Annotated in this window: 23 protein-coding genes and 1 pseudogene; 11 read left to right on the forward strand and 13 right to left on the reverse strand. The window is 55.9% G+C overall.

Going from position 1 to position 25184, the window contains the following annotated elements; genetic code table 11:
- Positions 1–107: 107 nt before the first annotated feature.
- From ABJT94_RS14265 to ABJT94_RS14290, 6 genes are read left to right on the forward strand one after another with little or no spacing between them, the layout of a single operon-like run.
- Positions 108–1361, forward strand: a complete 1254-nt coding sequence (locus tag ABJT94_RS14265) for a sarcosine oxidase subunit beta family protein (RefSeq protein ID WP_348473943.1) — start codon at positions 108–110, stop codon at positions 1359–1361.
- Positions 1362–1386: 25 nt separating this feature from the next.
- Positions 1387–1686, forward strand: coding sequence for a sarcosine oxidase subunit delta (locus ABJT94_RS14270; RefSeq protein ID WP_348473944.1), 300 nt, complete (start codon positions 1387–1389; stop codon positions 1684–1686).
- Positions 1683–4703 (forward strand): sarcosine oxidase subunit alpha, encoded by a 3021-nt coding sequence (locus ABJT94_RS14275; protein ID WP_348473945.1) that lies wholly within the window; start codon positions 1683–1685, stop codon positions 4701–4703. Before ABJT94_RS14270 ends, ABJT94_RS14275 begins: the two co-directional genes overlap by 4 nt.
- Positions 4696–5361 (forward strand): sarcosine oxidase subunit gamma family protein, encoded by a 666-nt coding sequence (locus tag ABJT94_RS14280; protein WP_348473946.1) that lies wholly within the window; start codon positions 4696–4698, stop codon positions 5359–5361. Before ABJT94_RS14275 ends, ABJT94_RS14280 begins: the two co-directional genes overlap by 8 nt.
- A gap of 2 nt (positions 5362–5363) precedes the next feature.
- On the forward strand, positions 5364–6230 hold the full coding sequence (gene purU / locus ABJT94_RS14285; RefSeq protein WP_348473947.1) for a formyltetrahydrofolate deformylase: 867 nt from the start codon (positions 5364–5366) through the stop codon (positions 6228–6230).
- A 59-nt stretch (positions 6231–6289) separates the two neighbouring features.
- Complete coding sequence (locus ABJT94_RS14290; protein ID WP_348473948.1) at positions 6290–6859, forward strand: hypothetical protein; 570 nt, start codon at positions 6290–6292, stop codon at positions 6857–6859.
- Positions 6860–6867: 8 nt separating this feature from the next.
- Here the strand turns inward: ABJT94_RS14290 and ABJT94_RS14295 are convergent, their stop codons facing one another.
- Both ABJT94_RS14295 and ABJT94_RS14300 read right to left on the reverse strand, forming a co-directional pair.
- Positions 6868–7218 (reverse strand): ribbon-helix-helix domain-containing protein, encoded by a 351-nt coding sequence (locus tag ABJT94_RS14295; RefSeq protein ID WP_348473949.1) that lies wholly within the window; start codon positions 7216–7218, stop codon positions 6868–6870.
- Between the two features lie 58 nt (positions 7219–7276).
- Positions 7277–7849 (reverse strand): DJ-1/PfpI family protein, encoded by a 573-nt coding sequence (locus tag ABJT94_RS14300; protein ID WP_348473950.1) that lies wholly within the window; start codon positions 7847–7849, stop codon positions 7277–7279.
- 273 nt (positions 7850–8122) lie between these two features.
- Here ABJT94_RS14300 and ABJT94_RS14305 point away from each other — a divergent pair, with 273 nt between their 5' ends.
- Complete coding sequence (locus ABJT94_RS14305; protein WP_348473951.1) at positions 8123–9097, forward strand: quinone oxidoreductase; 975 nt, start codon at positions 8123–8125, stop codon at positions 9095–9097.
- A gap of 9 nt (positions 9098–9106) precedes the next feature.
- Here ABJT94_RS14305 and ABJT94_RS14310 read toward each other — a convergent pair whose 3' ends face one another.
- The 4 genes from ABJT94_RS14310 to hutI form a co-directional block, all read right to left on the reverse strand.
- The gene (locus tag ABJT94_RS14310; protein WP_348473952.1) at positions 9107–9430 is read right to left on the reverse strand and encodes a hypothetical protein; all 324 of its coding nucleotides are present in this window, start codon (positions 9428–9430) and stop codon (positions 9107–9109) included.
- Positions 9431–9528: 98 nt separating this feature from the next.
- The gene (gene hutH, locus ABJT94_RS14315) at positions 9529–11052 is read right to left on the reverse strand and encodes a histidine ammonia-lyase (RefSeq protein WP_348473953.1); all 1524 of its coding nucleotides are present in this window, start codon (positions 11050–11052) and stop codon (positions 9529–9531) included.
- Complete coding sequence (hutU, locus tag ABJT94_RS14320; RefSeq protein WP_348473954.1) at positions 11049–12737, reverse strand: urocanate hydratase; 1689 nt, start codon at positions 12735–12737, stop codon at positions 11049–11051. Before hutU ends, hutH begins: the two co-directional genes overlap by 4 nt.
- 185 nt (positions 12738–12922) lie before the next feature.
- A complete protein-coding gene (gene hutI, locus ABJT94_RS14325) occupies positions 12923–14149 on the reverse strand; it encodes an imidazolonepropionase (RefSeq protein WP_348473955.1) in 1227 nt (408 codons plus the stop codon).
- 229 nt (positions 14150–14378) lie between these two features.
- Here hutI and ABJT94_RS14330 point away from each other — a divergent pair, with 229 nt between their 5' ends.
- Positions 14379–15698, forward strand: coding sequence for a YjiH family protein (locus ABJT94_RS14330; RefSeq protein ID WP_348473956.1), 1320 nt, complete (start codon positions 14379–14381; stop codon positions 15696–15698).
- Positions 15699–15709: 11 nt separating this feature from the next.
- Here ABJT94_RS14330 and hutC read toward each other — a convergent pair whose 3' ends face one another.
- Positions 15710–16426: a histidine utilization repressor gene (gene hutC, locus ABJT94_RS14335; protein ID WP_348473957.1), complete on the reverse strand. Its 717-nt coding sequence runs from the start codon at positions 16424–16426 to the stop codon at positions 15710–15712.
- Between the two features lie 154 nt (positions 16427–16580).
- On the opposite strand from hutC, the gene hutG reads away from it, so the two are divergent.
- Entirely contained in the window at positions 16581–17552 is a 972-nt protein-coding gene (hutG, locus tag ABJT94_RS14340) for a formimidoylglutamase (protein WP_348473958.1), read from the forward strand.
- On the opposite strand, the gene ABJT94_RS14345 is transcribed toward hutG, so the two are convergent.
- Positions 17549–18181, reverse strand: coding sequence for a GDSL-type esterase/lipase family protein (locus ABJT94_RS14345; RefSeq protein WP_348473959.1), 633 nt, complete (start codon positions 18179–18181; stop codon positions 17549–17551). The two genes, hutG and ABJT94_RS14345, sit on opposite strands and share 4 nt — an antisense overlap.
- 113 nt (positions 18182–18294) lie before the next feature.
- Here ABJT94_RS14345 and ABJT94_RS14350 point away from each other — a divergent pair, with 113 nt between their 5' ends.
- Positions 18295–18984, forward strand: a complete 690-nt coding sequence (locus ABJT94_RS14350) for a glutathione S-transferase N-terminal domain-containing protein (protein ID WP_348473960.1) — start codon at positions 18295–18297, stop codon at positions 18982–18984.
- 96 nt (positions 18985–19080) lie between these two features.
- On the opposite strand, the gene ABJT94_RS14355 is transcribed toward ABJT94_RS14350, so the two are convergent.
- Positions 19081–19317: a hypothetical protein gene (locus tag ABJT94_RS14355; protein ID WP_348473961.1), complete on the reverse strand. Its 237-nt coding sequence runs from the start codon at positions 19315–19317 to the stop codon at positions 19081–19083.
- A 597-nt stretch (positions 19318–19914) separates the two neighbouring features.
- Here ABJT94_RS14355 and ABJT94_RS14360 point away from each other — a divergent pair.
- Positions 19915–20442 (forward strand): annotated as a pseudogene (locus ABJT94_RS14360) (endonuclease V); the annotation flags it as partial.
- 301 nt (positions 20443–20743) lie between these two features.
- On the opposite strand, the gene ABJT94_RS14365 reads toward ABJT94_RS14360, so the two are convergent.
- The 4 genes from ABJT94_RS14365 to ABJT94_RS14380 form a co-directional block, all read right to left on the reverse strand.
- Positions 20744–21124 (reverse strand): hypothetical protein, encoded by a 381-nt coding sequence (locus ABJT94_RS14365; protein ID WP_348473962.1) that lies wholly within the window; start codon positions 21122–21124, stop codon positions 20744–20746.
- A gap of 172 nt (positions 21125–21296) precedes the next feature.
- Positions 21297–21815, reverse strand: a complete 519-nt coding sequence (locus ABJT94_RS14370) for a hypothetical protein (RefSeq protein WP_348473963.1) — start codon at positions 21813–21815, stop codon at positions 21297–21299.
- Positions 21812–24307 carry a hypothetical protein gene (locus tag ABJT94_RS14375; protein WP_348473964.1) on the reverse strand — a complete coding sequence of 832 codons (2496 nt, stop codon included), beginning with the start codon at positions 24305–24307 and terminating at the stop codon, positions 21812–21814. The genes ABJT94_RS14370 and ABJT94_RS14375 overlap by 4 nt, the downstream gene beginning before the upstream one ends.
- On the reverse strand, positions 24300–25184 hold an 885-nt coding region (locus ABJT94_RS14380), incomplete at its 5' end, for a hypothetical protein (protein WP_348483068.1). The genes ABJT94_RS14380 and ABJT94_RS14375, both read right to left, overlap by 8 nt.

The following is a 25184-nucleotide window of genomic DNA, read 5'->3' on the forward strand; positions in this document are numbered from 1 at the left end:
ACCTACCCTGAACAGGCCGGTTCTTGCATCCGGCCCGTAGTGGCGGCAAGGTAACTCACAGTTCGCCTGGTATTCAGGCCATTGGTCGCACCCAAGAGGCACCCAGCATGCAACGATATTCCGGATTCGGTTTGCTCAGGCACGCCATGAGCCACCACGAAAACTGGCAGCGCGTTTGGCGTAACCCCAAACCCAAAAAACACTACGACGTCATCATCGTCGGGGGTGGTGGTCATGGTTTGGCGACGGCCTACTACCTGGCCAAAGTACACAACATCACCAACGTCGCCGTGATCGAGAAAGGCTATCTGGGCGGTGGCAACACCGCGCGGAACACCACCATCGTGCGCTCGAACTATCTCTGGGACGAATCGGCCCTGTTGTACGAGCATGCGATGAAGCTCTGGGAAGGCCTGTCGCAAGAACTTAACTACAACGTCATGTTCTCCCAGCGCGGCGTACTGAACCTCGGCCACACCCTGCAGGACATGCGCGACATCCACCGGCGGGTGAATGCCAACCGCCTGAACGGCATCGACAGCGTTGCGCTCGATACCCAGGGCGTGCAGGAAATCGTACCCATCATGGATTGCACGACCAGCCGCCGCTACCCGATTCTCGGTGCTTCCTGGCAACCTCGCGCCGGGGTTGCCCGGCACGATGCCGTAGCCTGGGGTTATGCCCGCGCTGCCGATGCACTGGGTGTCGACCTGATCCAACAGTGCGAAGTCACCGACATTCTGACCGAAGATGGTGCGGCCACCGGCGTAATGACCAAAGAATACGGTGCCATAAAAGGCGACCGCGTCGGCTGCGTGGTAGCCGGTAACTCCGGTGTGCTGGCAAAAATGGCCGGCTTTCGGTTGCCGATTGAATCGCACCCGTTGCAGGCTCTGGTCTCCGAACCAATTCGGCCCATTCTGGACACCGTGGTCATGTCGAACCAGGTGCATGGCTACATTTCCCAGTCCGACAAAGGCGACCTGGTTATCGGCGCCGGTATCGACGGCTATAACGGCTATGGACAGCGCGGCTCTTACAGCACCATTGAGCATACCCTGCAAGCCATTGTCGAACTCTTCCCCATTTTCAGCCGAGTGCGCATGAACCGGCAATGGGGTGGCATTGTCGATACCACACCGGACGCCTGTCCGATCATTTCCGACACGCCGGTCGAGAACCTGTTCTTCAACTGCGGTTGGGGTACCGGCGGGTTCAAGGCGACACCGGGGTCCGGTCATGTATTTGCACAAACGCTCGCCCAAGGCAAAGCCGGCGAACTGGCCAAACCTTTTTCAATGTTCCGGTTCCACACCGGTGCCCTTGTCGATGAACACGGCGCGGCCGGTGTTGCACACTAACCGGCCACAGTAAGGAGCCTGCTGTATGTTTCGGATTTATTGCCCCTATTGTGGCGAACTGCGCGAAGAAGAAGAGTTTCACCCGAAAGGCCCGGCGCACCTTGCCCGCCCTTTAGACCCGGATAACTGCACCGACGAGCAATGGGGCGACTTCCTGTATTTTCGGGATAACCCTCGCGGCTTGCATAACGAACTCTGGGTACATGCACTGGGTTGTCGCAAGTTTTTCAACGTGACCCGCGACACCCAAACCTATTTGATTAAAGGCTCTTACCGGTTGGGTGAATCGCCCGACCAGGCGCGAACTTCGGGGGATCAGGCATGAGGCAAACCAATCGACTGGCCGATGGCGGGCGCATTGATCGCAGCAAACCATTGACGTTCAGCTTTAATGGACGCCAATACACGGGTTACGAGGGCGACACCCTCTCATCCGCCCTGATCGCCAACGGCGTCAGTGTTATTGGCCGCAGCTTCAAGTACGGCCGTCCTCGTGGCATTGTTGCCGCCGGCGCCGACGAGCCCAATGCCATTGTCCAACTGGGGGCCACCGAAGCCACCCAGGTACCCAATGTTCGCGCGACCCAGCAACCCCTGTTCGACGGACTGGTCAGTCAGCCTACCAGCGGCTGGCCGAGCCTGAAATTTGATCTTCTGGGCTTCAGCGGCCAGTTGTTCGGCCGTGCCCTGCCACCCGGGTTTTACTACAAAACCTTTATGTTTCCACAGGCGGCCTGGAAGTTTTACGAAAAACACATCCGCAAGGCGGCGGGCCTGGGGCGTTCACCAACAGAACCTGACGTCGACGAATACGATCACCTGAACCAGCACACCGATGTGCTGGTCGTGGGTGCAGGCCCTGCCGGTCTTTCTGCTGCTCTCACCGCAGCGCGCAGTGGCGCCCAGGTTATTCTGGCCGACGAACAGGCTGACATGGGCGGCTCCCTGCTCAGCAGCCGCAGCCGGATCAACGGTGTAGAGGCCAGCCAATGGGCTGCCGATACCCTGCAGGAACTGGCCGGCATGGACAACGTATTACTGTTGCCCAATGCAACGGTAAACGGCTACCACGATCACAACTTTCTGACCATTCATGAACGCCGGACCGACCACCTGGGCGATCGGGCACCCGAGCACCAGACACGCCAGCGCATGCATCGCGTGCGGGCAGACTGGGTAGTACTGGCCACCGGTGCCCACGAACGGCCCCTGGTGTACGCCAACAACGATCTGCCTGGCTGCATGCTGGCCTCGGCTGTATCCACCTACATTCGCCGTTATGCCGTTATTCCCGGCCACAGCCTGGTGGCAATGACCACCAACGACGCCGGTTACCAGGCCGCCTTCGACTGGCAGGATGCAGGCCGTAAGGTCGTGGCACTGGTCGACACCCGCCAGGCGCCTACCGGCGATTGCGTGGAAGAAGCCCGTCGCCGTGGCATTCGCTTGCTGACCGGTCACGCTGTGATAGAAGCCAAAGGCAGCACCCGTGTGAGCGCAGCCCGGGTCGCGCCGCTGTCGGAAGACGGCCAACACCTGACCGGCCCGGCCGAGAAACTGGCGTGCGATACCATTGCCAGCTCCGGCGGCTGGAGCCCGGCGGTGCATTTGTCTTGCCACACGGGCGGACGCCCGGTCTGGAATGACGACGTGATCGGCTTTGTACCCGGCGACACCTTGCAGCGCCAATCCATCGCGGGCGCCATTGCCGGTACCTTTGATCTGGCTGGCTGCCTGGAACAGGGCGCACAGCAGGGTGCCGAAGCGGCCAGACAGGCTGGCTATGAAGCAAAACCAGCGTCACTGCCTACGGTAGAAGAGCCCGATACCGGCAACGCCATGGCTCTGTTCTGCATTCCGCATGAACGGCGCATCAGCCGCGCGCCAAAGCAGTTTGTCGATTTCCAGAACGACGTAACCGCCGCTGCCATTGAGCTGGCTACCCGCGAGGGCTTCGAATCCATCGAGCACGTTAAACGTTACACCGCGCTCGGCTTCGGAACCGACCAGGGCAAGCTGGGCAACATCAACGGCATGGCCATCGCCGCCAAGTCGATGAATAAAACCATTGCTGAAACCGGTACCACCATTTTTCGCCCGAACTACACACCGGTCACCTTCGGGGCCATTGCCGGTCGCCATTGCGATGCCCTGTTCGACCCCGAACGCCACACCGCCATGCACGACTGGCATGTGCGCCATGGCGCTCTGTTTGAAAACGTCGGCCAGTGGAAACGCCCCTGGTATTACCCGAAACCCGGGGAAACCATGCAGCAGTCGCTCGACCGTGAATGCCTGGCCACGCGCAACGGTGTTGGCATTCTGGACGCGTCCACTCTGGGCAAGATCGACATTCAGGGCAAGGATGCGCGTGAGTTCATCGGCCGGGTATACACCAACGCCTGGGCCAAACTCGCGGTCGGCAAATGCCGCTATGGGTTGATGTGCGGTGAAGATGGCATGGTGTTCGACGATGGGGTGACTTCATGCCTCGGCGAAAACCATTTCCTGATGACCACCACCACGGGCGGTGCCGCTCATGTTCTCGAGTGGCTGGAACTCTATCACCAGACCGAATGGCCGGAACTGGAAGTGTACATGAACACCGTCACCGACCATTGGGCCACCATGACCATCGCCGGGCCCGACAGTCGCAAACTGCTGGCTGAGCTGACCGACGACATCGATCTCGATAAAGACAGCTTCAAGTTTATGGACTGGCGCCAGGGCACGGTAGCCGGCGTACCGGCGCGGGTGTTTCGCATCTCCTTTACCGGTGAACTGTCGTACGAGATCAACGTGCCAGCCCACTATGGTCTGCACGTCTGGGAGGCGCTGTTTGAAAAAGGTGAGCGCCACAACCTCACGCCTTACGGCACTGAAACCATGCACATCTTGCGCGCCGAAAAAGGCTTCATCATTGCCGGCCAGGATACCGATGGTTCCATGCACCCCTACGACCTCGGGCTGGACTGGGCGGTAAAAGAAGACAAACCGTACAGCTTTATCGGCAAACGTGGCATGAAGCGGGAAGATTGCCTGCGCCAGGACCGTAAACAACTGGTCGGCCTTAAAACCAAAGACCCGTCCATTGTGTTGCCCGAAGGCGCTCAGGCAGTGGACGACCCGAAGCAGCCGGTTCCGATGACCATGCTTGGCCATGTAACCTCCAGCTACTACAGCGCCAACCTCGGCCGCAGCATTGCCATGGGCGTGATTCGCGGCGGCCATCAGCGCAGCGGCGACACCGTCTATTACCCCTTGTCCGACGGCCGGGTGGTTGAAGCGGAAATCACCAGCACCCTCTTCCTCGACCCCAAAGGAGAGCGCCAGAATGTCTGAACTGCAAACCGACACCCGGGTTTCAATCATGAATCAGATGCCTGAAGCCGACGTCACTGCCCGCAGTGCCCTGCATTTTAGCCAAGCGGCCACGCAACCCGTTTTCGGGCCCGGTCAGGCCCAGGTGTTTCTCTGGGAAGACGCCCTGCGCGGCCAGCTGGTTATTCGAGGCGATGCGAGCAATACCGACTTTGCCAAGGGCATCAGCAGTGCATTGGACCTGGCTCTACCGGGCCAACTCGCCAGCAGCGTTTCCGACGCCATGGCCCTGCTCTGGATAGCACCGGATGAATGGCTGTTGCTGTGCGATCTGGAGCAAGCCTTCGCCATTGAAACCCGATTGCGCGATGCACTGACGGGTCACTATGCCGTCATCAACGTCAGCGGTGGTCAGACACAAATCCGCCTGGCGGGGTCTGCTGCCGCGCGTGTGCTGCAAAAAAGCATGCCCTATGCCGTCAGCGACACTCACTTCCCAGTTGGAAAGGTCGCTACCACGGCGTTGTCGAAAACTCAGGCAACAGTGCGACGCATCGACAGTACAGACTGGGAATTAACCGTACGTCGCAGCTTTGCCGACTACGCCTGGCGCTGGTTAACCGATGCCAGTCGTGAATACGGCCTTCATTTGGGCCAACCCGAACACGACGAGACTTGACTATGGCCGTTACAGAAAAACGCTGGATACTCACGGCCCAGTGCCCCAGCACACTGGGCACGGTTGATGTGGTGACACGCAGCCTGGCGGAAACCGAAAACTACATCGTCACGATGAACTCGTTCGATGATCGCGAAACCAGCCTGTTCAGCATTCGCGTCGAATTCCGCCCGCTTAAAGATGAGGATTCCCTGCAACATTTTCGCGACCTGTTTACGCAGCGCGCCGACCATTTTCAAATGGACTGGGAACTGACCGCGCCGGACCATAAAACCCGGGTTGCCATTCTGGTGTCCCGTTACGATCATTGCCTGAACGACTTGCTTTACCGTTACCGAACCGGCGAGCTGGCCATCGAAATCCCGGTGATTATTTCCAATCACCCGGATCTCGAATCACTCGCGCAGTGGCACAAGATTCCCTATTACCATCTGCCCATCACACCGGAAACCAAACCGAAACAGGAAGCGCAGATCTGGGAACTGATTCAGCAATACCAGTGCGAACTGGTCGTGCTAGCCCGTTACATGCAAGTGCTGTCGTCCGACATGTCGAAAAAACTCGACGGCTGGGCGATCAACATTCACCACTCTCTCTTGCCAGGGTTCAAGGGCGCTAAGCCCTACCACCAGGCCTGGGAAAAAGGCGTCAAACTGGTGGGCGCTACTGCCCACTATGTTAACGACGACCTCGACGAAGGCCCCATCATCAGCCAGGGCGTTCAGGCAGTAGACCACAACCACTACCCAGAAGACCTGATCGCCCGCGGTCAGGATATCGAAAGCCAGACACTGGCCAACGCCGTGCGATATCACACCGAGAAACGGGTGTTTTTGAATGGCAACCGGACCGTGGTGTTTAAGGATTGAACGAGTAAACTACTGTTGACTGGACTGAGTCACCGCCGTGAAGGGAGGTTTAAGACAGTATGTCAACAATCGTTCAACCCACTGAATTTGCCTCTGTTTTTGCAGCACTTAAAGCGCTGCTGGCCCCCTATGCTGATTCAATGACCGTCAGCACTGATACGCAGGTTGAGTACTACCTGAATAGCCGCTATATCCAGAAAAACAAAAAGCCGTTGTTTTTCGCGGCAGTACAGATTAAGAAAAACTACGTCAGCTTCCACCTGATGCCGGTTTATGTTGAACCAGCGTTGCTGGTAACGGCGAGTGACGCGTTAAAACAGCGGATGCAAGGTAAATCCTGTTTTAATTTCACCCGAACCGAGCCAGCCATGCTTCACGAGCTGGCCCTGCTGACCAAAACGGGTTATGAGCATTACCAGCAGGCTGGCTTACTTGCAGACAATGGGTTTCTCACTCAGCTATCTGCTCCAGCACAACGGGCACTGGCCCAGGCAGGTGTTCAAGTGCCAGAGGATCTGGAAGGGTTTTCCGAACAGGATTTGCTCGCCTTGCACGGTGTTGGGCCGAGCGCGATCCCGCTCCTGAAGTCGTCTTTAGAGGCGCGGGGCTTGAGTTTTAAACCGGATTGATCCGGTTATCAGTGAAGGCCATTGGCTTCGCGCGTCAGGATGCTCTCGGCATCGAGGGTAGCAATGGCAACGTCGTCACGGGCGGGTATGTCTCCGGACAATTGCAACGCCAGATAGCGCAGTGCGCACACCCGCAGGAAAGACGTGAAATTCCCCAGGTCGTGACCGGCGTCTATGGATTCGTGGTAGAGACGGGTAATCATTTGCGCGCGGTTCATGTCATCGCGCTGGGCAATTTGTTCCAGTATCTGCCAGAAATAATTTTCCAGTCGAACGCTGGTGACCATGCCGTCGATGCGTAACGAATGCGTTGTGCTGACCCAGAGGTCGGGGTCGGCTTTGATGAACAATTTGCACATGGGTTTGCTCTCCGGGCGACTCGGGCAATGCACTGCCCGACCGCACCGTTCATTAAGATCAGGCTTTATCCAGCACCGCCATAAACTGCATCAGCCAGGCCGGATGCGCTGGCCAGGCGGGGGCTGTTACCAGGTTGCCATCGGTCACCGCATCGGTCACGTCGATATCGGCATAGTCGGCACCGCTGGCTTCTACTTCCGGCCGACAAGCTGGGTAAGCCGAGCAGTGGCGACCGCGCAACACACCCGCCGCCGCTAACAGCTGGGCGCCATGGCAGATCGCCGCCACGGGTTTATTAGCGTCGAAAAAGTGCTTCACCATGGCCAGCACCTCTTTGTTCAGACGAAGATACTCGGGCGCCCGCCCGCCGGGGACGACCAACGCATCGTAGTCTTCGACCTTTATCTCGTCAAAGCTGGCGTTCAGGGCGAAGCGGTGCCCGGGTTTTTCACTGTAGGTCTGGTCGCCTTCAAAATCGTGAATCGCGGTGGCGACGCTGTCTCCAGCGGCCTTTTCGGGGCATACGGCGTCTACCTGGTGGCCTACAGCCAGTAGGGTTTGAAAGGGGACCATGGTTTCGTAGTCTTCGGTATAGTCACCGGTGATCATCAGAATGCGTTTTTTAGTCATCTCGGCTCTCCTGTTCTTGTTATAAGACGTGTTGTAGGGAGTGTTGTGTGTCGTCGCTGACAGCGCCTTTCAGAGGTGTGCGAAAGGTACGGCGACTGAAACCAGATTATCAATATCCGGCAAACAGGGGGTATTAGGTGGTTAATACAGTGCTTTTTAGCACCAACAGGCAACGCAGTGACCCTGACAGGGAACACACGAGGCGCCTGTTCGTGATAAATTGACGTACCGTTCAACCGAATTGCATTACCTCAACGAGATTGGGAGACACCAATGACACACGCCATCCGCATTCACACCCCGGGCGAGCCCGATGCCCTGCAGTGGGATGAGATTACCCTGCCTGAACCGGCCAGGGGCCAGGTCCAGCTGAAACAGACGGCCGTTGGCCTGAACTACATCGATGTTTACATGCGCACCGGCCTCTACCCTCAGCCCAACTATCCGGCGGTGCTGGGTATGGAAGCGGCAGGCGTTGTCGAGGCCGTTGGTGAGGGTGTAACAGACCTGGCCGTGGGCGACCGTGTTGCCTACCCAATGACCGTCGGTGCCTACGCCGAAGCACGACTGATCGACGCCGACAAGCTGATCAAACTGCCAGATTCCATTGAAGACACTACCGCTGCGGCCATGATGCTCAAGGGCCTGACCGCCCATTACCTGCTGTTCCGCACCTACCCGGTTAAAGCCGGCGACACCATTCTGGTCTATGCAGCAGTGGGGGGCGTGGGCCTGATTCTGACCCAGTGGGCCAAACACCTTGGCGCAACGGTCATCGGCTGTGTCGGCGGCGAAGCCAAAGCCAAGATGGCGCTCGATAACGGCTGCGACCATGTGATCGACTACAACAAGGAAGACATCGCCCAGCGTGTGCGTGACCTGACCAATGGCGAGGGTGTGGCGGTCGCCTATGATTCCATCGGCAAGGAAACCTTTATGGCCTCGCTGGATTCACTGCGTCCTTTTGGCGTGCTGGCCTCTTACGGCAATGCGACCGGCCCGGTTGACCCGTTCAGCCCCGGTATTCTGGCGCCCAAAGGCTCCCTATACGTAACCCGGCCAACGCTGGCAACGCATATCGCCACCCGGGAGTTGCTGGTCGAAGGCGCTGAACGCCTGCTGGATGTGGTCAGCAAAGGGATCGTTAAGATTCAAGTGAACCAGACCTATGCGCTGAAAGACACGGCCCAGGCACACCGCGACCTGGAGGCCCGAAAAACCACCGGTTCTACGGTGCTTCTTCCTTAATTTGGCCGATTAATTCTCCGGATGCGCCGCGCGGTGCCGCGCATCCAGATAATCGGGCATTTTACCCTCATCTTCGTAGCAGGGTTCGCCGTCTTCGACGCGAATCACCCTGGAACCCGCCACATAGGGAATGCTGGATTCCGTTTCGGCCAGAGCTGAATGCAACAGATCGGCCATAATCGATTCCAATGGCTGGTCATACACTTCGGCCAGTGCCTGCAAACGCTCCAGGTCCTTTTTGGCAACAGAAACAGGGACGGTTACAAGATCCTGCTTTTGTTTACGCTGCTCTTCCCATTGATTGAGCATCTGACTGAAACGCCGGTTCGACATGATTACCTCCTGCGATTAACAACAAACGGCTCCATCAGTCTAGCAGGCCCACAGAAACCGGGGGCACATCAGGCCCCCGCTGTGCTGTTCATCTGCCATTACAATCCGTCAAACACGGGTATCAGGCCGGCCAATGCCCGCTCCCGGATCAGCGCGGCGGCGTTTTGAATATCCGGTGCGAAGTAACGATCCTTATCGTAAAACGGAACCCTGCTGCGCAAGGCAGCCTTGGCTTGTTCCAGTGTGTCACTGGTGTGCCGCGGCGCCCGAAAGTCCAACCCCTGAGCTGACGCCAGCCATTCAATGGCCAGAATGCCTTCGACGTTCTCGTAAATATCCGCCAGGCGACGACCGGCAAAGGTCGCCATGGAAACATGGTCTTCCTGATTGGCCGAGGTGGGCAATGAATCGACCGAGGCCGGATGCGCCAGGGTCTTGTTTTCACTGGCCAGAGCGGCGGCGGTTACCTGAGCGATCATGAAACCCGAGTTTACACCGCCGTTGTCCACCAGAAACGGCGGTAAACCGCTCAGGCCCGAGTCGATCAGCAAGGCCATGCGCCGTTCCGACAAGGCACCGATTTCCGATAACACGATGGCCAACATGTCGGCCGTCATAGCCACCGGTTCGGCGTGGAAGTTACCGCCCGAGATGATGTCGCCATCGTCGAACACCAGTGGGTTGTCGGAGACGCCGTTGGCTTCGGTCAGCAGTACCTGGGCAGCAAACTTCCATTGCTGCAGGCAGGCACCCATTACCTGGGGCTGGCAGCGCAATGAATACGGGTCCTGCACTTTCTCGCAATCTGCGTGGCTGTGTTCGATGTCCGACTCACCCAGAATCTCGCGATAGTGACGTGCCATTTCAATTTGTGGCGCATGGCCGCGGGCAAGATGAATGCGCTCATCGAATGGCTTGCGCGAGCCCATGGCTGCTTCCAGCGACATTGAGCCGATCAGGGTGGCGGACGCCAGCGCGACTTCCGTGTTAAACAGCCCTTCCAGTGCGAAGGCGGTAGAAGCCTGGGTACCGTTTAGCAATGCCAGCCCCTCTTTCGGGGCCAGAGTGACCGGTGACAGGCCCAGTTCTTTCAGCAAGTCACCAGCGGCCCAGCGTTCGCCCTGCCAGAAGGCTTCGCCCTCGCCCAACAGAACGGCACTCATGTGAGCCAGTGGCGCGAGATCACCAGAGGCACCGACGGAGCCCTTCTGCGGAATGGCCGGACAGACGCCGCGATTGACCAGTTCGATCAGGAACTCGACCACTTCCGGGCGAATACCGGAGTAACCTCGTGCCAGAGAATTAATTTTCAGCACCATCATCAAACGCACGGTGCGTTCGCTCATAAACTGGCCAATGCCCGCTGCATGGGACAACACGATGCTGTGTTGCAGGATTTCCAGTTCGGCCGGTTCAATGCGCGTGTTGGCCAGCAAGCCAAAGCCGGTGTTGATGCCATAAACAGTGCGGCCTTCGGCCACCACGGCAGCGACCGTCGCGGCCGAGGCTTCCATACCGGCGTAGCAAGCCGGGTCCAGCTTGAGTGACACGGGGGTCTGGAAAACCAGGCGCAGGTCGTCCAGGTTCAGGGTTCCCGGGGTGAGGGTCAAGGTGTGGCTCATGAGCGGGGCTCCTCGGGCAGCATGGGCAGATCCAGGTGATTTTCCCGGGCACAGTGTATCGCACTGTCGTATCCGGCATCGGCGTGGCGCATCACGCCGGTTGCCGGATCATTGTGCAGGACCCGACCGACGCGTTTGGCGGCAGCATCAGTACCGTCGCAGACGATGACAACGCCGGAATGCTGGCTGTACCCCATTCCAACGCCGCCGCCATGATGCAAGCTGACCCAGGTTGCGCCGCCTGCCGTGTTCAGCAAGGCGTTCAGCAACGGCCAGTCCGATACGGCATCGGAACCATCCTGCATGGCTTCGGTTTCGCGGTTGGGTGAGGCGACGGAGCCGGAGTCGAGATGGTCCCGCCCGATCACCACGGGGGCTTTCAATTCGCCGTTTTTGACCATTTCATTGAAGGCAAGGCCAAGGCGGGCGCGGTCTTTCACACCCACCCAGCAAATGCGGGCCGGCAGCCCCTGAAAACTGATGCGTTCGCGTGCCATATCGAGCCAGTTGTGCAGGTGTTTGTGGTCCGGCAGCAGTTCTTTGACCTTGGCGTCGGTTTTGTAGATGTCTTCGGGGTCGCCACTCAAGGCAACCCAGCGGAAGGGGCCGATGCCTTCGCAGAACAGCGGGCGAATGTAGGCCGGTACGAAGCCCGGGAAGTCGAAGGCGTTGTCGACGCCCATGTCCTGGGCCATCTGACGGATGTTGTTGCCGTAATCGAAAGTGGGTATGCCCTGGGCTTTGAACGCCAGCATGGCACGAACGTGTTCGGCCATCGATTGTTTGGCGGCCTGCACCACCGCTTCCGGTTCGCTTTCAGCTTTGGCCTGATATTCCTCCCAGGTCCAGCCTTGGGGCAGGTAGCCGTGCAACGGGTCGTGGGCGCTGGTCTGGTCGGTGACCATATCGGGGCGTATGCCGCGTTTGACCATTTCGGGGAGGATGTCGGCCGCATTGGCACACAGACCAATGGAAACGGCTTTGCCTTCACCGGTGTAGCGGTCAATCCGCGCGAGGGCATCATCCAGGTCGGTAGCCTGTTCATCCAGATAGCGGGTACGCAGCCGGAAGTCGATGCGACTTTGCTGGCATTCGATGTTCAGGGAGCAGGCACCGGCCATGCTGGCGGCCAATGGCTGGGCGCCACCCATGCCGCCTAGACCGGCGGTCAATATCCAGCGGCCTTTGAGCTCGCCGTTGTAATGCTGGCGGCCGGCTTCAACGAAGGTTTCATAAGTGCCCTGCACGATGCCCTGGGAGCCGATGTAGATCCAGGAGCCGGCCGTCATTTGGCCATACATCATCAGGCCTTTTTTATCGAGCTCGTTAAAGTGTTCCCAGTTGGCCCAGTGCGGTACCAGATTGGAGTTGGCGATTAACACGCGCGGCGCGTCAGCGTGGGTTTTGAACACACCGACCGGCTTGCCACTCTGTACCAGCAGGGTTTCGTCGTCTTCCAGACGTTGCAGTGTCTCGACGATTTTGTCGTAGCAGGCCCAGTTGCGGGCGGCACGACCAATCCCACCGTACACCACCAGAGATTCAGGGTTTTCCGCGACGTCCGGGTCGAGGTTGTTCATCAACATGCGCAACGGCGCTTCGGTGAGCCAGCTCTTGGCGGTCAGTTCAGTGCCGGTAGCAGCGCGAATAACCCGGCTGGCGTCAGTTCTATTCTGGTCGGTCATGTGAGTGGTCCTCTGTGGTTTCTGTTTGTTTTGTGGGGGAGCCCGTGCCGAAAGGCGGGTCTACCCTTGGAGGTCGCTGCAAGTACGTCCCTGTAAGCTCGGCTGTCAACATCCGTGTGGACAGACGTCCTCCAAGGCCAGACCCGCCTCCCGGCACTCAGCCAGGTGCAAACTCCGAAACTTTTTCATAACGGTGTTAATTCACCCTTGAACACACGACTTAAAAGACGATTCGGCTGAACGCTATAAGCCAGTTCAGCCGGATGGTCCGCCTGCCAATGGCAGAAGGTGGCAGCGTGCCCCTCGGCTAGGAGGCCGTGTGTGTCACCCAATCCCAGTGCCCGGGCTGCGTTTTGGGTGACACCTTGCAGGGCTTCGGTGGGCGTTAGTCGGAACAGGGTGCAGGCCATATTGAGCATCAGAGTGAGCTGAAAAATGGGCGACGAACCCGGGTTGGCATCGGTCGCTACGGCCATGGGAACACCGGCCTGTCGCAGTTTTTCTACCGGTGGCAGGGTGGTGTCGCGCAAGGTGTAAAACGCACCGGGTAGCAGAGTGGCAACAGTGCCTGAGCGTTGGATGGCCGCGATACCAGCTTCATCGAGCCATTCAATATGATCGACCGATAACGCCTGGTATTGGGCGCACAGTTCGCTGCCATGCTGGTTCGACAGTTGTTCGACGTGGCCTTTTACTGGCAATCCATGTTGCTTCGAAGCGGTGAAGACGCGCTCGCACTGATCAATACTGAAGGCGATGTTTTCACAGAAGACGTCCACGGCATCGACCAGCTGTTCAGCGGCCAACGCCGGTAGCATGTGCTCACAAACGTCGGTGATGTAGTCGTCTGCCCTGCCCTTGTATTCAGGAGGCAAGGCGTGAGCACCGAGGAAGGTGGTCATCACATCGACGGGTAATTCCCGCCCCAGCCTGCGGGCAACCCGCAACATTTTACGTTCATGTTCCAGGCTGAGGCCGTAGCCGGATTTGATTTCGATGGTGGTGACGCCGTCTGCTATCAGGGCTTCCAACCGGGGTTTTGCGCTGGCGAACAGGTCGTCTTCACTGGCGCTGCGGGTGGCGTTCACGGTGCTGAGAATGCCGCCGCCCTGTGCAGCGATCTCGGCGTAGCTGACGCCTTCGAGCCGTTGTTCAAATTCACCGGCGCGGTTGCCACCAAACACCAGGTGGGTGTGGCAGTCGATGAGCCCGGGGGTCACGACCCCGCCTCGCCCGGCGACGGGCCAGTCGCTTTCCCACTGGGCTGGTTGTTTACTGCTGGGCAGCATCTGTTTTATTCGCCCGTCAGCGACGACCAGTGTCATCGGCTCATCGTGCGTGCGTGTGCCGTCAAACAGCCTGACGCCAACCCAGAGCTGAGTTTGGTGCGGTGTGGTTGATGTTCCGGTCATGGGGTTAGGCCCCTTGTTTTTAGATTTGTATATACATTTGCTTGACTCGACCTGAAAGTCAACCGGTGAAATGTAAAAAACCGTAGTGGCGGATAGAACGACCTTTAGTACGAAAGGTTACACAATAAGGGGTGAACTAGGGATTGACAGCGTCGCTTACAATTGTATATACATTAAAAAGGCTAGCGACCAACAACTCAGACAATAATCACAAGATGCGAGGTTTCCCATGACACAGTCCACCCTTAGCCAGGAGCGCGCTTCCTGGGCACTGGCCCTAAAGCTCATCGTGCCCAGCGTGCTCGGGCTTTTTATCTTTTTTACCCCCATTACGCTCGGTGGTACCCGCACCATTCCGCTTGATCACATCGTCAACGCTTTGCGCTCTCCGCTCGGTTCCGGAGCCGCCTGGTATGCCTTGCTGATGATTATTGCCGGCGCGGTTTATCCGCTGGTAACTGGCCAATGGCGCCGCAATAAAACGGAAAGCGTGTTCACCGTGCTGAAAATTCTGGGCGTCGCGGCGGCTTTGATGGCCGTCACGGGCTGGGGGCCGGCGCTGTTGCACGAACCGGATATGTTGCCGTTTCTGTTCAACAAACTGGTGATTTCCGTAGGCCTGATTGTGCCGGTAGGTGCGGTGTTCTTGTCGTTGCTGATTGGCTATGGCCTGATGCAACTGGTCGGCGTGCTGTTCCAACCGCTGATGCGCCCTTTGTGGAAAACCCCGGGCCGTTCGGCGATTGATGCGGTGGCGTCGTTTGTGGGCAGCTATTCCATCGGCCTGCTGATCACCAACCGGGTGTATACCGCCGGCCAGTACTCGGCCAAGGAAGCGGCGATCATCGCGACCGGGTTTTCGACGGTATCAGCCACTTTCATGATCATTGTCGCCCGCACGCTGGATCTGATGAGCCTGTGGAATCTGTATTTCTGGCTGAGCCTGCTGATCACCTTCGCCGTTACCGCTATTACCGTGCGCCTGCCACCGCTGCGGACCATGGATAACCGCAGTGATTATCCGGAACCCGAGGTGGCAAACGGCAAGCGGCTGAGCACTGCCTGGCAAGCCGGCCTGGCCGGTGCCAGTGACGCGCCACCGGTTTGGAAAGGTGTGGCGACCAATGTTCGTGAAGGCCTGGTGATGGCGATCAGTATTCTGCCTTCGATCATGTCGGTTGGTTTGATCGGTTTGCTGCTAGCCAACCACACGCCGCTGTTCGACTGGATCGGTTTGTTGTTTTACCCCTTTGCCGCGATCTGGGGCTTGCCCGAAGCCATGGAACTGTCCCGAGCTGCCGCGGCAGGATTGGCCGAAATGTTTCTGCCGGCGCTGTTGATGGTCGACGCCGCCCTGCCCGCACGGTTTGCCGCCGGTGTTGTGTCGGTTTCTGCCGTCTTGTTCTTCTCGGCGTCCATTCCGTGCATTCTGTCCACTCGTATTCCGTTGACCGTGGGTCGCATTGTCGTGGTCTGGTTTATTCGAGTGGCGCTGAGCCTATTGCTGGCCGTACCGGCGGGCTATCTGGCGGCGTGGTTAGTTGGCTAACACCTGGCTTGCTAACCGGGTGACCGCTTCAACGCGCTGCGCAACTTGTAGCGGTCGCCCGGGAAGATCAGCCGGGCATAGCTGATCAGATGTTCGCCGGACCAGGTGCGCCGGGTCATGCACAGGCAGGGTTGTTGAGTGTTGGTTTCCAGCCAGTCGGCTGTTTGTGCATCCGGAAGCATGGCCTCCACAACATGCTCAAGATCCGTGATTGGACACCGTGCAACGAGGATTTCGTTGGGGGTATGCTGAGTGAAGTCGGTTTCGAGGTAATCTGGCACCCAGCGCGGGTTGACGAAGCGGTCTTCAACCTGAATGGGGCGGCCGTTGTCGAGGTGAACCAGCACGCTGTGAAACACCTCGGCTCCCATGCGCACGCCCAGCTTGAGGGCGGTTTCATCATCGGCGGCGATGGCTTCGCAGCGCACCACCCGGTTGCTGTAGTCGTGGCCGCGCTGGCGCACTTCGTCGGCAATGTTGTTCACGTCGTTCAGTGGCGATTCGGCTTTCTGGTCGGTGACAAAGGTACCGAGGCCCGCCTGACGCACCAGGTAGCCTTCCTGAACCAGATCGCGAATCGCTTTGTTGGCGGTCATGCGGCTGACACCGAAACTGTGAGCGAGCTTTTCTTCAGGAGGGATCTGATGATCCGGTGCAAATTCTCCGCTTCGAATCCGGGTCATCAGATACTCTTTGATTTGTAGATAGCGGGGTTGGCGTGAACTCACAGTCAGCTTCTCGGATGGTCAGATCCAGCGACCGGGTGTCGCTGAGAGTCATCGCATGGTGAAACAGCGCCTCAGACAGGTCAAGTAAGAACCGATTTTGATACAGTGAGGGTGTCGGCTTGTACGTCACCCGGTTAACGTTCTGGAGAGCCTTATGTGGCAACCTTTTGATCAATCACAATGGCAAGGCCGTACCGACCCCGATGCCGGCACGCGCAGCCAGCGCTGGCACCAGCGTATTACTCAACCGGTTCACGATGTCCCGGGGAGTTGCCTGGTTGGTTTTGCCAGTGACCGGGGCGTGTTACTGAACAAAGGTCGTACCGGGGCAGCCGAAGGCCCCCCTGTATTGCGAGCGGCACTGGCTAACCTGACGGCACATTTCGACCGGCCTTTGTACGATGATGGCACTGTACAGTGTGCCGGCGATGATTTACCCGCCAGCCAGGCAGCTTTTGGCGATCGGGTTGCCGCGCGCCTTGAAGAAGGACACTTTGTGATCGGCCTGGGCGGTGGCCATGAAATTGGCTACGCAAGCTACTCGGGCATACGCCAGTGGCTCGACCGTCACGACCCGAATGCCCGGCTTGGCATTCTGAATTTCGATGCCCATTTCGACCTGCGCCAACCGGCGCCGGATGCCACGTCAGGCACCCCATTCTACCAAATTGCACAAGACGCCAAGCAACGTAACCAGCCTTTCCACTACGCGTGCATTGGCATCAGCGAGGCGGCCAATACGCCACTGCTTTTTGACACCGCCAATGAGCTGGGCGTTCGCTACCTGCGCGATGTGGATTGCATCGATTTACACGCCACGCCCTTCATTCGGCGGTTTATCGGGGAGCTAGACTACCTGTATGTGACGGTCTGTCTGGATGTATTTCCGGCGGCCACGGCACCCGGTGTTAGCGCACCAGCCGCCATTGGCATACCACCCGCCTTTCTGCTGCATTGCCTCACCGAAGTGCAGCGCTGTTGCCAGTATGCGCATTGCCAGTGGCTGATGGGCGATATAGCCGAACTAAACCCGAGCTACGATCAGGACAACCGGACCGCCAAACTCGCCGCCAGGCTGGTGTGGGAAATGGATGCCTTGCAATCGCCCGGGCGGGTTCCGGTTTAGTCGACCTGGCCCATCAACGCCAACCAACGCCGGGCCAGCCACTGATGCCCGAGCACGCCGGGGTGAACGCCATCGTAGGCCCAGAGCATCGGGTGCGCAGCACTGTCTGCTTCGAAATCAGCCTGAACCGGCATCCAAACGGCCTTGTGTTGCTCCGCTAGTGCCTTCTGCCCGGCTTGCAATTCGGTCAGTAAAGGCCACCAGGCCTCGGTTACGGCAGTGCCGGCAATGGCGAAAGGCTCTACCAGAACCAATTGTCTTGTTAGCGGCATCAGCCTTTCTGCCAGGGCATTGAAATCCTTAAGATTGGTGGCGATATCGTGTGATTGCCCTCCTTCGAAGGGGTGCCAGATATCGTTGATACCTATCATTACCGTTATCGTGTCGTACCCGCCCTGCTTAACCGGTTGCCACCCCTCCTGATCCAGCAGCTCATTGATCTCACAACCCGAATAGCCGCGATTCCAGATGCGTGACGCCGGGCTCATGGATAACCACTCGGTCGCTACGCGATGCACCCAGCCGGTACCCAGCGCCTCGGGCCGGTTGGGTTGCCGAATGCTTCGATCACGGTCGCAATCGGTCACCGAATCGCCCAGAAACAGCAGTCTTGCTGGTTTGTTCACCATCTTTGAAGCCCTTGATCAAAGTCTTTGTTGGATACGCAGAGCCTAACCGCTTGCCTAATTCAGTTGAAGCCCCATTCTTGTACGGACGATTTTTAATCATTCAGGAGCAACCGATGAGCAACTTCCCCAAGCGCTGGCCTGCGAAGAACCCCGATATTCTGCAACTGTATTCCATGGCGACACCAAACGGCCAGAAAGTGGGCATCATGCTGGAAGAGACAGGCTTGCCCTACGAAGCACATCTGATCAACATCATGAACGACGACCAGTTCGACGAGGACTACCTGAAGCTAAACCCAAATAACAAGATTCCGGCCATCATTGACCCGAACGGCCCCGGTGGCGAACGCATCGCAATGATGGAATCGGGTGCCATTCTGATGTACCTGGCCGAGAAGACCGGAAAGTTTCTTCCGACCGATCCGGCTAAGCGCTGGGAAACGCTGCAGTGGGTGTTCTTTCAGGCCGCTCACGTTGGCCCGATGTTCGGCCAGTTCGGTCATTTCTACAAATTTGCCGCTGACAAAACGACCGACAGCTACGGCGTAGATCGTTATACCGGAGAATCAAAACGCATTCTGGGTGTGCTTGAGCAACGACTGAAAGACCAAGCCTGGATTATGGGTGATGAACTGACCATTGCCGACATGGCCATTGCCCCCTGGGTGAAGGCACTCGACTTTTACGAAGGGCATGAAGCACTGGATACCGATTCCTATAACAACGTTATGCAGTACTGTGAACGCTTTTACGCGCGACCCGCCGTAGAAAAGGGCTCACAAGTGTGCCAGCCGAATAGATGATCCATATGACAAGCGTATAAGAACCTGAGCAAGCTAATATGGCTTCCTCAGGTTCGTGCCAGCCTGCGCTACCAAGCGCAGGCTGCAGCTTCCCAGCTAAGTGCTGAAAACCAAGTACAGCAAAACACTAATCGATAATAAGATTATTGCCGGCCACACCGACCGGGTTTTGTTCAACTCGCGAATCAACTCCTCCCGGTATTGATCCAGAAAGTCCTGCTCCTGAATGCTCAGAGCCACACCCTTCCGCTCCTTTTGATACAACCGCTGCAAACTCAGTTTCTGGCTGAAATCCAATTCTCTCAATACCGGAATAGATGATATCGAATCCATAGTAATGCTCCCTTCTAACAACAATTATCCTTTACACCTGCAATGAGTTCGCTGCTATAACGGCAACGTTTCATTGAAATGACTGTAAACAAGCACAACACGAGAATCTATTACCCGTGTGTACACTAGTCTTTGAACCGCGAGGAAGGATACTGACACTCACAGGCAAACGTTGATAACTCGATCACAAGGTTAATGAAACCTACTCGACGAATTCACACCCTCTGCATGTCTAACTGGCATAACTTTGCGATATCTTGTTGGTATTCTGACGCGTCAAGAACCGTGACACGGTGGTTAGATGCTCTGATATTGCACTCGCCCTTCACACTCAACCTATTCATTTCGATCGTGAGGTTAATTTTTGTACAAAAAAAGGCTTTCCTGGATTCAACTCGCAGCAATCCTCAACGGTAACCAGCAGAAATTGAAAAAGTGCAACCAGCCATCCACCACTCGTGGGACATCAGTTAGCAAGAAGCCATAGCTCTGCAGAGAGACCTGGCTTCTAAAGTCATTCGTACCGACTAGCTCGACCCTGTCACACTGGTTGCGGGGGTTGATGTTGCCTATTAAAAACACAGCAACACCCTTGTTGCAGCTGCTGCTGTGCTGGATGCAGCATCGGGTGAACTGGTAGAAACAGTCACCATTCAAGATCAGGAGCAATTTCCTTATATACCTGGTCTGTTCTCTTTCCGCGAGCTGCCACCCATTATCCAAGCATTCGAACAGCTATCATCCACGCCTCAACTAGTGGTATCCGATGGCCAGGGCCTGGCTCACCCGCGAAGGTTTGGGCTGGCTTGTCACCTCGGCGTTTTATTCGATATTCCAACCATTGGGTGCGGGAAATCCCGGTTAATTGGTCAAGAAAGTGAACCTAACGAAGAGCGCGGCGCCATGACACCGCTTGTGGACGAGAATGAAGTGATAGGCGCCGCATTAAGAACCCAAACTGATATCAAGCCAATTTATGTGTCAATTGGGCATAAGATATCTCTACCTACCGCCTGCCAGTGGGTATTGGAACTTTCCCAAAACTATCGTTTGCCAGAGACGACAAGATTGTCGGACCAGGCAGTTAGGAAGGTGATTAAAGACCTGGAAATGGGAGCTCCCTAGGCTAGAGAAACTCATATAATCATACCTTGCCAAGATATTCACAAATAATTGTAGTCCTAGCTGAATCCATTTCATTATATAGCTGATTCACCAATAGTACTTTTGTGTGAACCCTAAGCAGCTTAGTTCCGCCGAGATTCAGTCAATATCTTCCTCAATATGGTAACGAAAGTTTCTATCTATTTCGGATTATATGTCCATTCCAGGATGCGATCGGATTCCCGAATATCGCTATTGATTCAGTGATTGGGAACTCTTTCGACCATGCGCTCTTATCTTGTCTACAGCTTTACTATTCTCGTTACTTAGTCATGCGCGCCAAAAGAGTATCGGTTTCTGCGTTGAATAAGGTTAGCACAGCGTCATTTTGGTGTATGTTAATGGCCATGCCGTCAACTGAAATAGTTTGAGCATTGCGATTAGACTTGCTAGCTCCACCAATCTGAACATCATAATGTTCATTGAACGACGGCCCTGCCGTAACTAGTGCCTCGCCTGCCATCAACTCTATTGAAAGCGCTTGTTCCATTGATTCATTTTGATCAAAACGACACTCCTGGGAACTCTTTGTGTAGTAATATTGACCACTACCGTAAACCTCATCAATAGTTTTTACCTGATTCGAAACCGGGGCAGTCTGACACAAAGCGATGAGAACATAAAAAAACACTTCATCAAACATATAGAACTCCTCATTAAATGTAGCATGCACAATAAAGTCATGGTCTTTTGAATCAAATAACTTTAATCGATAAAGATAACACGACTATGTGGTCACTTGGCTTTCTCGGGTAATTTTTCTAAATCAAAGATCTCGACCACACTTTTCTTGGGAACACCTTTTGCTCTACTCACTAAATCTGACCGTCTTCATATTGCCGTTGAATGTCCAATAGCACTTGCATCAAGCCATGCGTGTCTAGGTAAACATCATATAACTCGAACTCTTGCTGGACAATTGGATTGACATATGACCGACGCTTTCTGTTCTCAAGTCGGTATCTCATTAAACCATGATTTCCGTGGTGAGCCCCCCGAAAAACATAAACTTCATTTTCTTTGTCCAACTGAACGATGTCATACATAGTGCCGGGTGGGTACCCCCCTTGATCAGGGGTCAGCTTAAAACGTGCTATCACACCAAGAAGCCACTTCAAATAAGGTAGCGAAAATTCGAACTGGCCGATCAAATACTTTCCTCGTGGGTCTGGCTTAATCGCCCAACTTGTAAAACATAAATACCCCTGACAGGTTGATACTATTAAATCGTCTTCAGGAAAGAGGGGGTCGTTGAACCGGCAATGGACAGTAAAGTCCGAGTCATTCGGATCATAGAGCTTAAGTTGATAAGGATAACGAGACTGTGTGGTCACTTGGCTTTCTCCGGCAAAGACTTTAAGTCAATGATCTTAATCATATCGACCTTCAGCATATCTTGTAGTGTTTTGGGGGAAATTTCATAGGTGAAAGTCTCTTTCACACCATAATTTTGCGACTGAGGTATCGGTCCACGATTATGCAAACTCATAGTTAATCCATTGCCTGCGTACTCCTTGTAGGCTCCATACGAGTTTTCAATTTCAAACCGTGCCTTGAATAATTCAGTTCCTTTAATATCATCCCCAAATGTAGTGACAAGAAAGTCATCCAATCGCTTCGATACTTTCAAATTGTAAGCCGGAATGTCTTTATTATTTGCATCCTTTCCAACCACCTTGTCAGCCATGTTCTTAAAGTGCAAATACTCCCGGCTGTACCTTTCCGTCATCACTTCCCGAATAAGTGCTTCTTTTGCCGGGTCATGGCCTGCCTGGCGTAAAGCAAACTGCGTCAGGTTATCGTAGGTCGGGACAATGCTGGTACCTATGTTAGCCGCTTCGTGCTTCTTCCGATCAATCAGTACCATAACCCATTTCTCATTAGGGTCAAAATACTGGTCGCCCATCCCCACGCTGCGGCGTATTAAATCCGGGTCGCTGTCGCTATCGACGATCTGGTCGAACGTGGTGGACCAGTATTTGACCCGGCCAAGGTCATCCGTGCCGCCCAACTTTCCGGTCAGGTTGTTGGGGTCCCGCACCGTGTCGTTTCGGTCAAAAACATGGCTCTTATTCATCAGTCGAACAATGTAATTGTCTCGAATGGTCGGGTCGCGTTCTAACATATCCAGCAGTTCGTCATCACTGTATTTGAGCGGCTTTCCGCCGTCGATCAATCGAGTTCGTGCGTCCTCCAGCAGGTTGGCGGCCTCGTCCAAGGTGTCCGGATTGACGAACCTGTTCTCAGCCCGTCTGATTTGCCGCGCAGTCATCTGGGCACCGTCCTGCCTAAGCGGCAAGCTTTCCGGCTCCGTTTGTGCCTCTATATTTGCCCGAGTTTGCCCACCCTCCACCGGGACACTCTGAGCCGGAGGAGTGTCCAGGTCTATCTGAACCTCGGGGTCGGTGACCTGCGAAGCATTGAGCAGGGTTCGGTTATTGTTCAAGTTGTCCAGGTCGGCCGTTGTGCCTTTCACCGAGATGTAGGTCATGGCGCCGGCAATGGCCGCTGAGCGCAGGAGTTCCATCAGTTTTTGCAGTCGCTCATCCGGAGACAGCCTGGGGTCGTCCATAATGCTCTGATATTGGCTGACGTGCTCCGCCGCCAACAGGATGCCCTGCATCCCATCGGTACTCACCTGCCCTATCAGCACGGCACGTTGCATTCCAGTCCCCAGCTTGGTGGCCGAGGTCACGGTTGCGCCCACTTTCCAGGCCATGCCCCCCGCCGCGAACAGGTTGCCAACAATAGAAAGCCCATCGAAGGCGTCGTCTTTCCAGTTGCCAAAGCCTTCGGCATGTCGCTGGGAAATATTGATGGCGGCAGCCCCGGTACTGGTAAAGATGGAAGTCCAAATCGCCGCCGAGACGACGCGGGAACCGGGCACTGGCGCCAATAGCGTTACCACTCCGGCCACCGCTGCTGCGCCAAGTGCGGCGTAATCAAGCCATGTCGAGACTTCATCCCAGAATGAACCGCCATCGGTTTCAAAGTCTCCGGATAGGTCGACGCCATACTTTGGTACCGAGAATTGGTATTGGATGTGTCCTTCAGGGTATCGGTTATTCCAATCCCAGGTTCTGATCAGGTCCTGAATGGCTTCTTCATGGGTATCCCCATTGTTCTCATAAGTGCCCGTCGTATGTCGATAAACGGGGTTGGTCCAGTCAACCAAACGCCACAGTTTTTCATCCGAGCCTGGAAGGCTCAGATTCACCAACCAGAGCCTGAGTGGCGTTCGGGTAGCAGTGTTTTTGTCGATGTGCATGGCATCCACTGCCCATCCTTCCAGGTTGTGCAACCCGCTCATGTGATCTTCGAGATGGTGGATGTAGCTTGTTAACTGTCCGACTTTTTCCTCATGCTCTTCCCGCTGCTCCTGATTTATTGGAGGCCGTTCCGTGGCGATGTGCTGTAAGGTTTCCAAATAGGTTTTGATGTGTTGCAGCTGTTGGCTGGGTGTCGGGTCATGATCGTTAGCGCTGGCATCAAACGTTTGTTTGAGGATGCTGGCAGCATGATCCACTCGCTGCGGCATCGCCACACGCTGCCTTGTTCCATCTTTGAAGTGTGCTGTAAAGACAATGGTATGACGACCGGGTATGGTCCACTCTGCACTGTTCCATTCCACCCCCCAGGGTCCAATGGCTCTGGCAGGCGCATACCAAGGTATGGTTGAAGGATCATTAACACAGACCCACCGGAAGACCGTGCCTTCGGGAATGGCTTCCGGGTTTTCAATATGGGCCTTGAAAGAAACATCCGTTCCCACGGGGAGGGTTGCAAACTTGGGAAAGGATTCGATACGAATAGTCAGCCTAGACATCGCTTTGAACCTCCATGTCGTCCATGCAAATTAAGCCAGCGATTGCCATAAGGGGGAACAGTACGTCTTGGTCGTCTTCGGTGGTGAACGTGTCTTGAATATCCTGAGCCAAGTCACCGGGGTAAATGGCACTGACCGCTTGGTAGTCGACTGCAGCTTGAAGGAGCCTGCAGAGGGTACGTAATCTCCGTTTTTGAAGCACCCAAACCAAATCGGCGGAAATGGATTTATGAAGGAAGTCTTCTTCATCCTGATAACTGACACTACCTCTATCTGAAAGTTCCAGGGCTATGAATTCCGCCATACCGGCTTCATTTGAAGTTGCCTGCTGTACTGCGCCACGTTCAGATTCAAGCTTTAATGCAACATCAGCTATAGGGTTCCCAAGTGCGGTACGAACTTGGACAGCAAGAGGCATCGGCTCTTTTTCTTGCTCCGGGCGTTCTCGGTATTCTTGCTCAGTTGCCTGGAAGGCTGACAAATCCAGTTCACGTAGTTTAGGGATTTCGTAAGCTTCAAGCGAAGCGATTTTCTCCGCTTCATTCCCACCCCCAATGTCATAACTCACCTCGCCATTGAAGGTCACACCACTCTGGGTGCCGTGCAGGGTAATCTTTTTACCGAACAGCTTGATGTTGCCTTGGGGGTCGATCCTGACGCCGGTGTCACCCTTGATCAACACGATGTCTCCGCCACCGTTGCCCTCGATGGTGATGTCGCCGTTTATTTGGTGCACCAGGGCGCCGTCGCTGACCTGTATCTGGTAATCGCCGTGCTGGATCTCGGTGGTGCGGTCGCCGCTGCGGATGCGTCGGGTGAGGCGGCGCTCTTGTACCCAGAGGCTGAAGTCGCCTTCGGCGGCCTGGGTGAGGTGGAA

Source organism: Saccharospirillum sp., from assembly GCF_039982735.1.
Lineage (GTDB): Bacteria > Pseudomonadota > Gammaproteobacteria > Pseudomonadales > Natronospirillaceae > Saccharospirillum.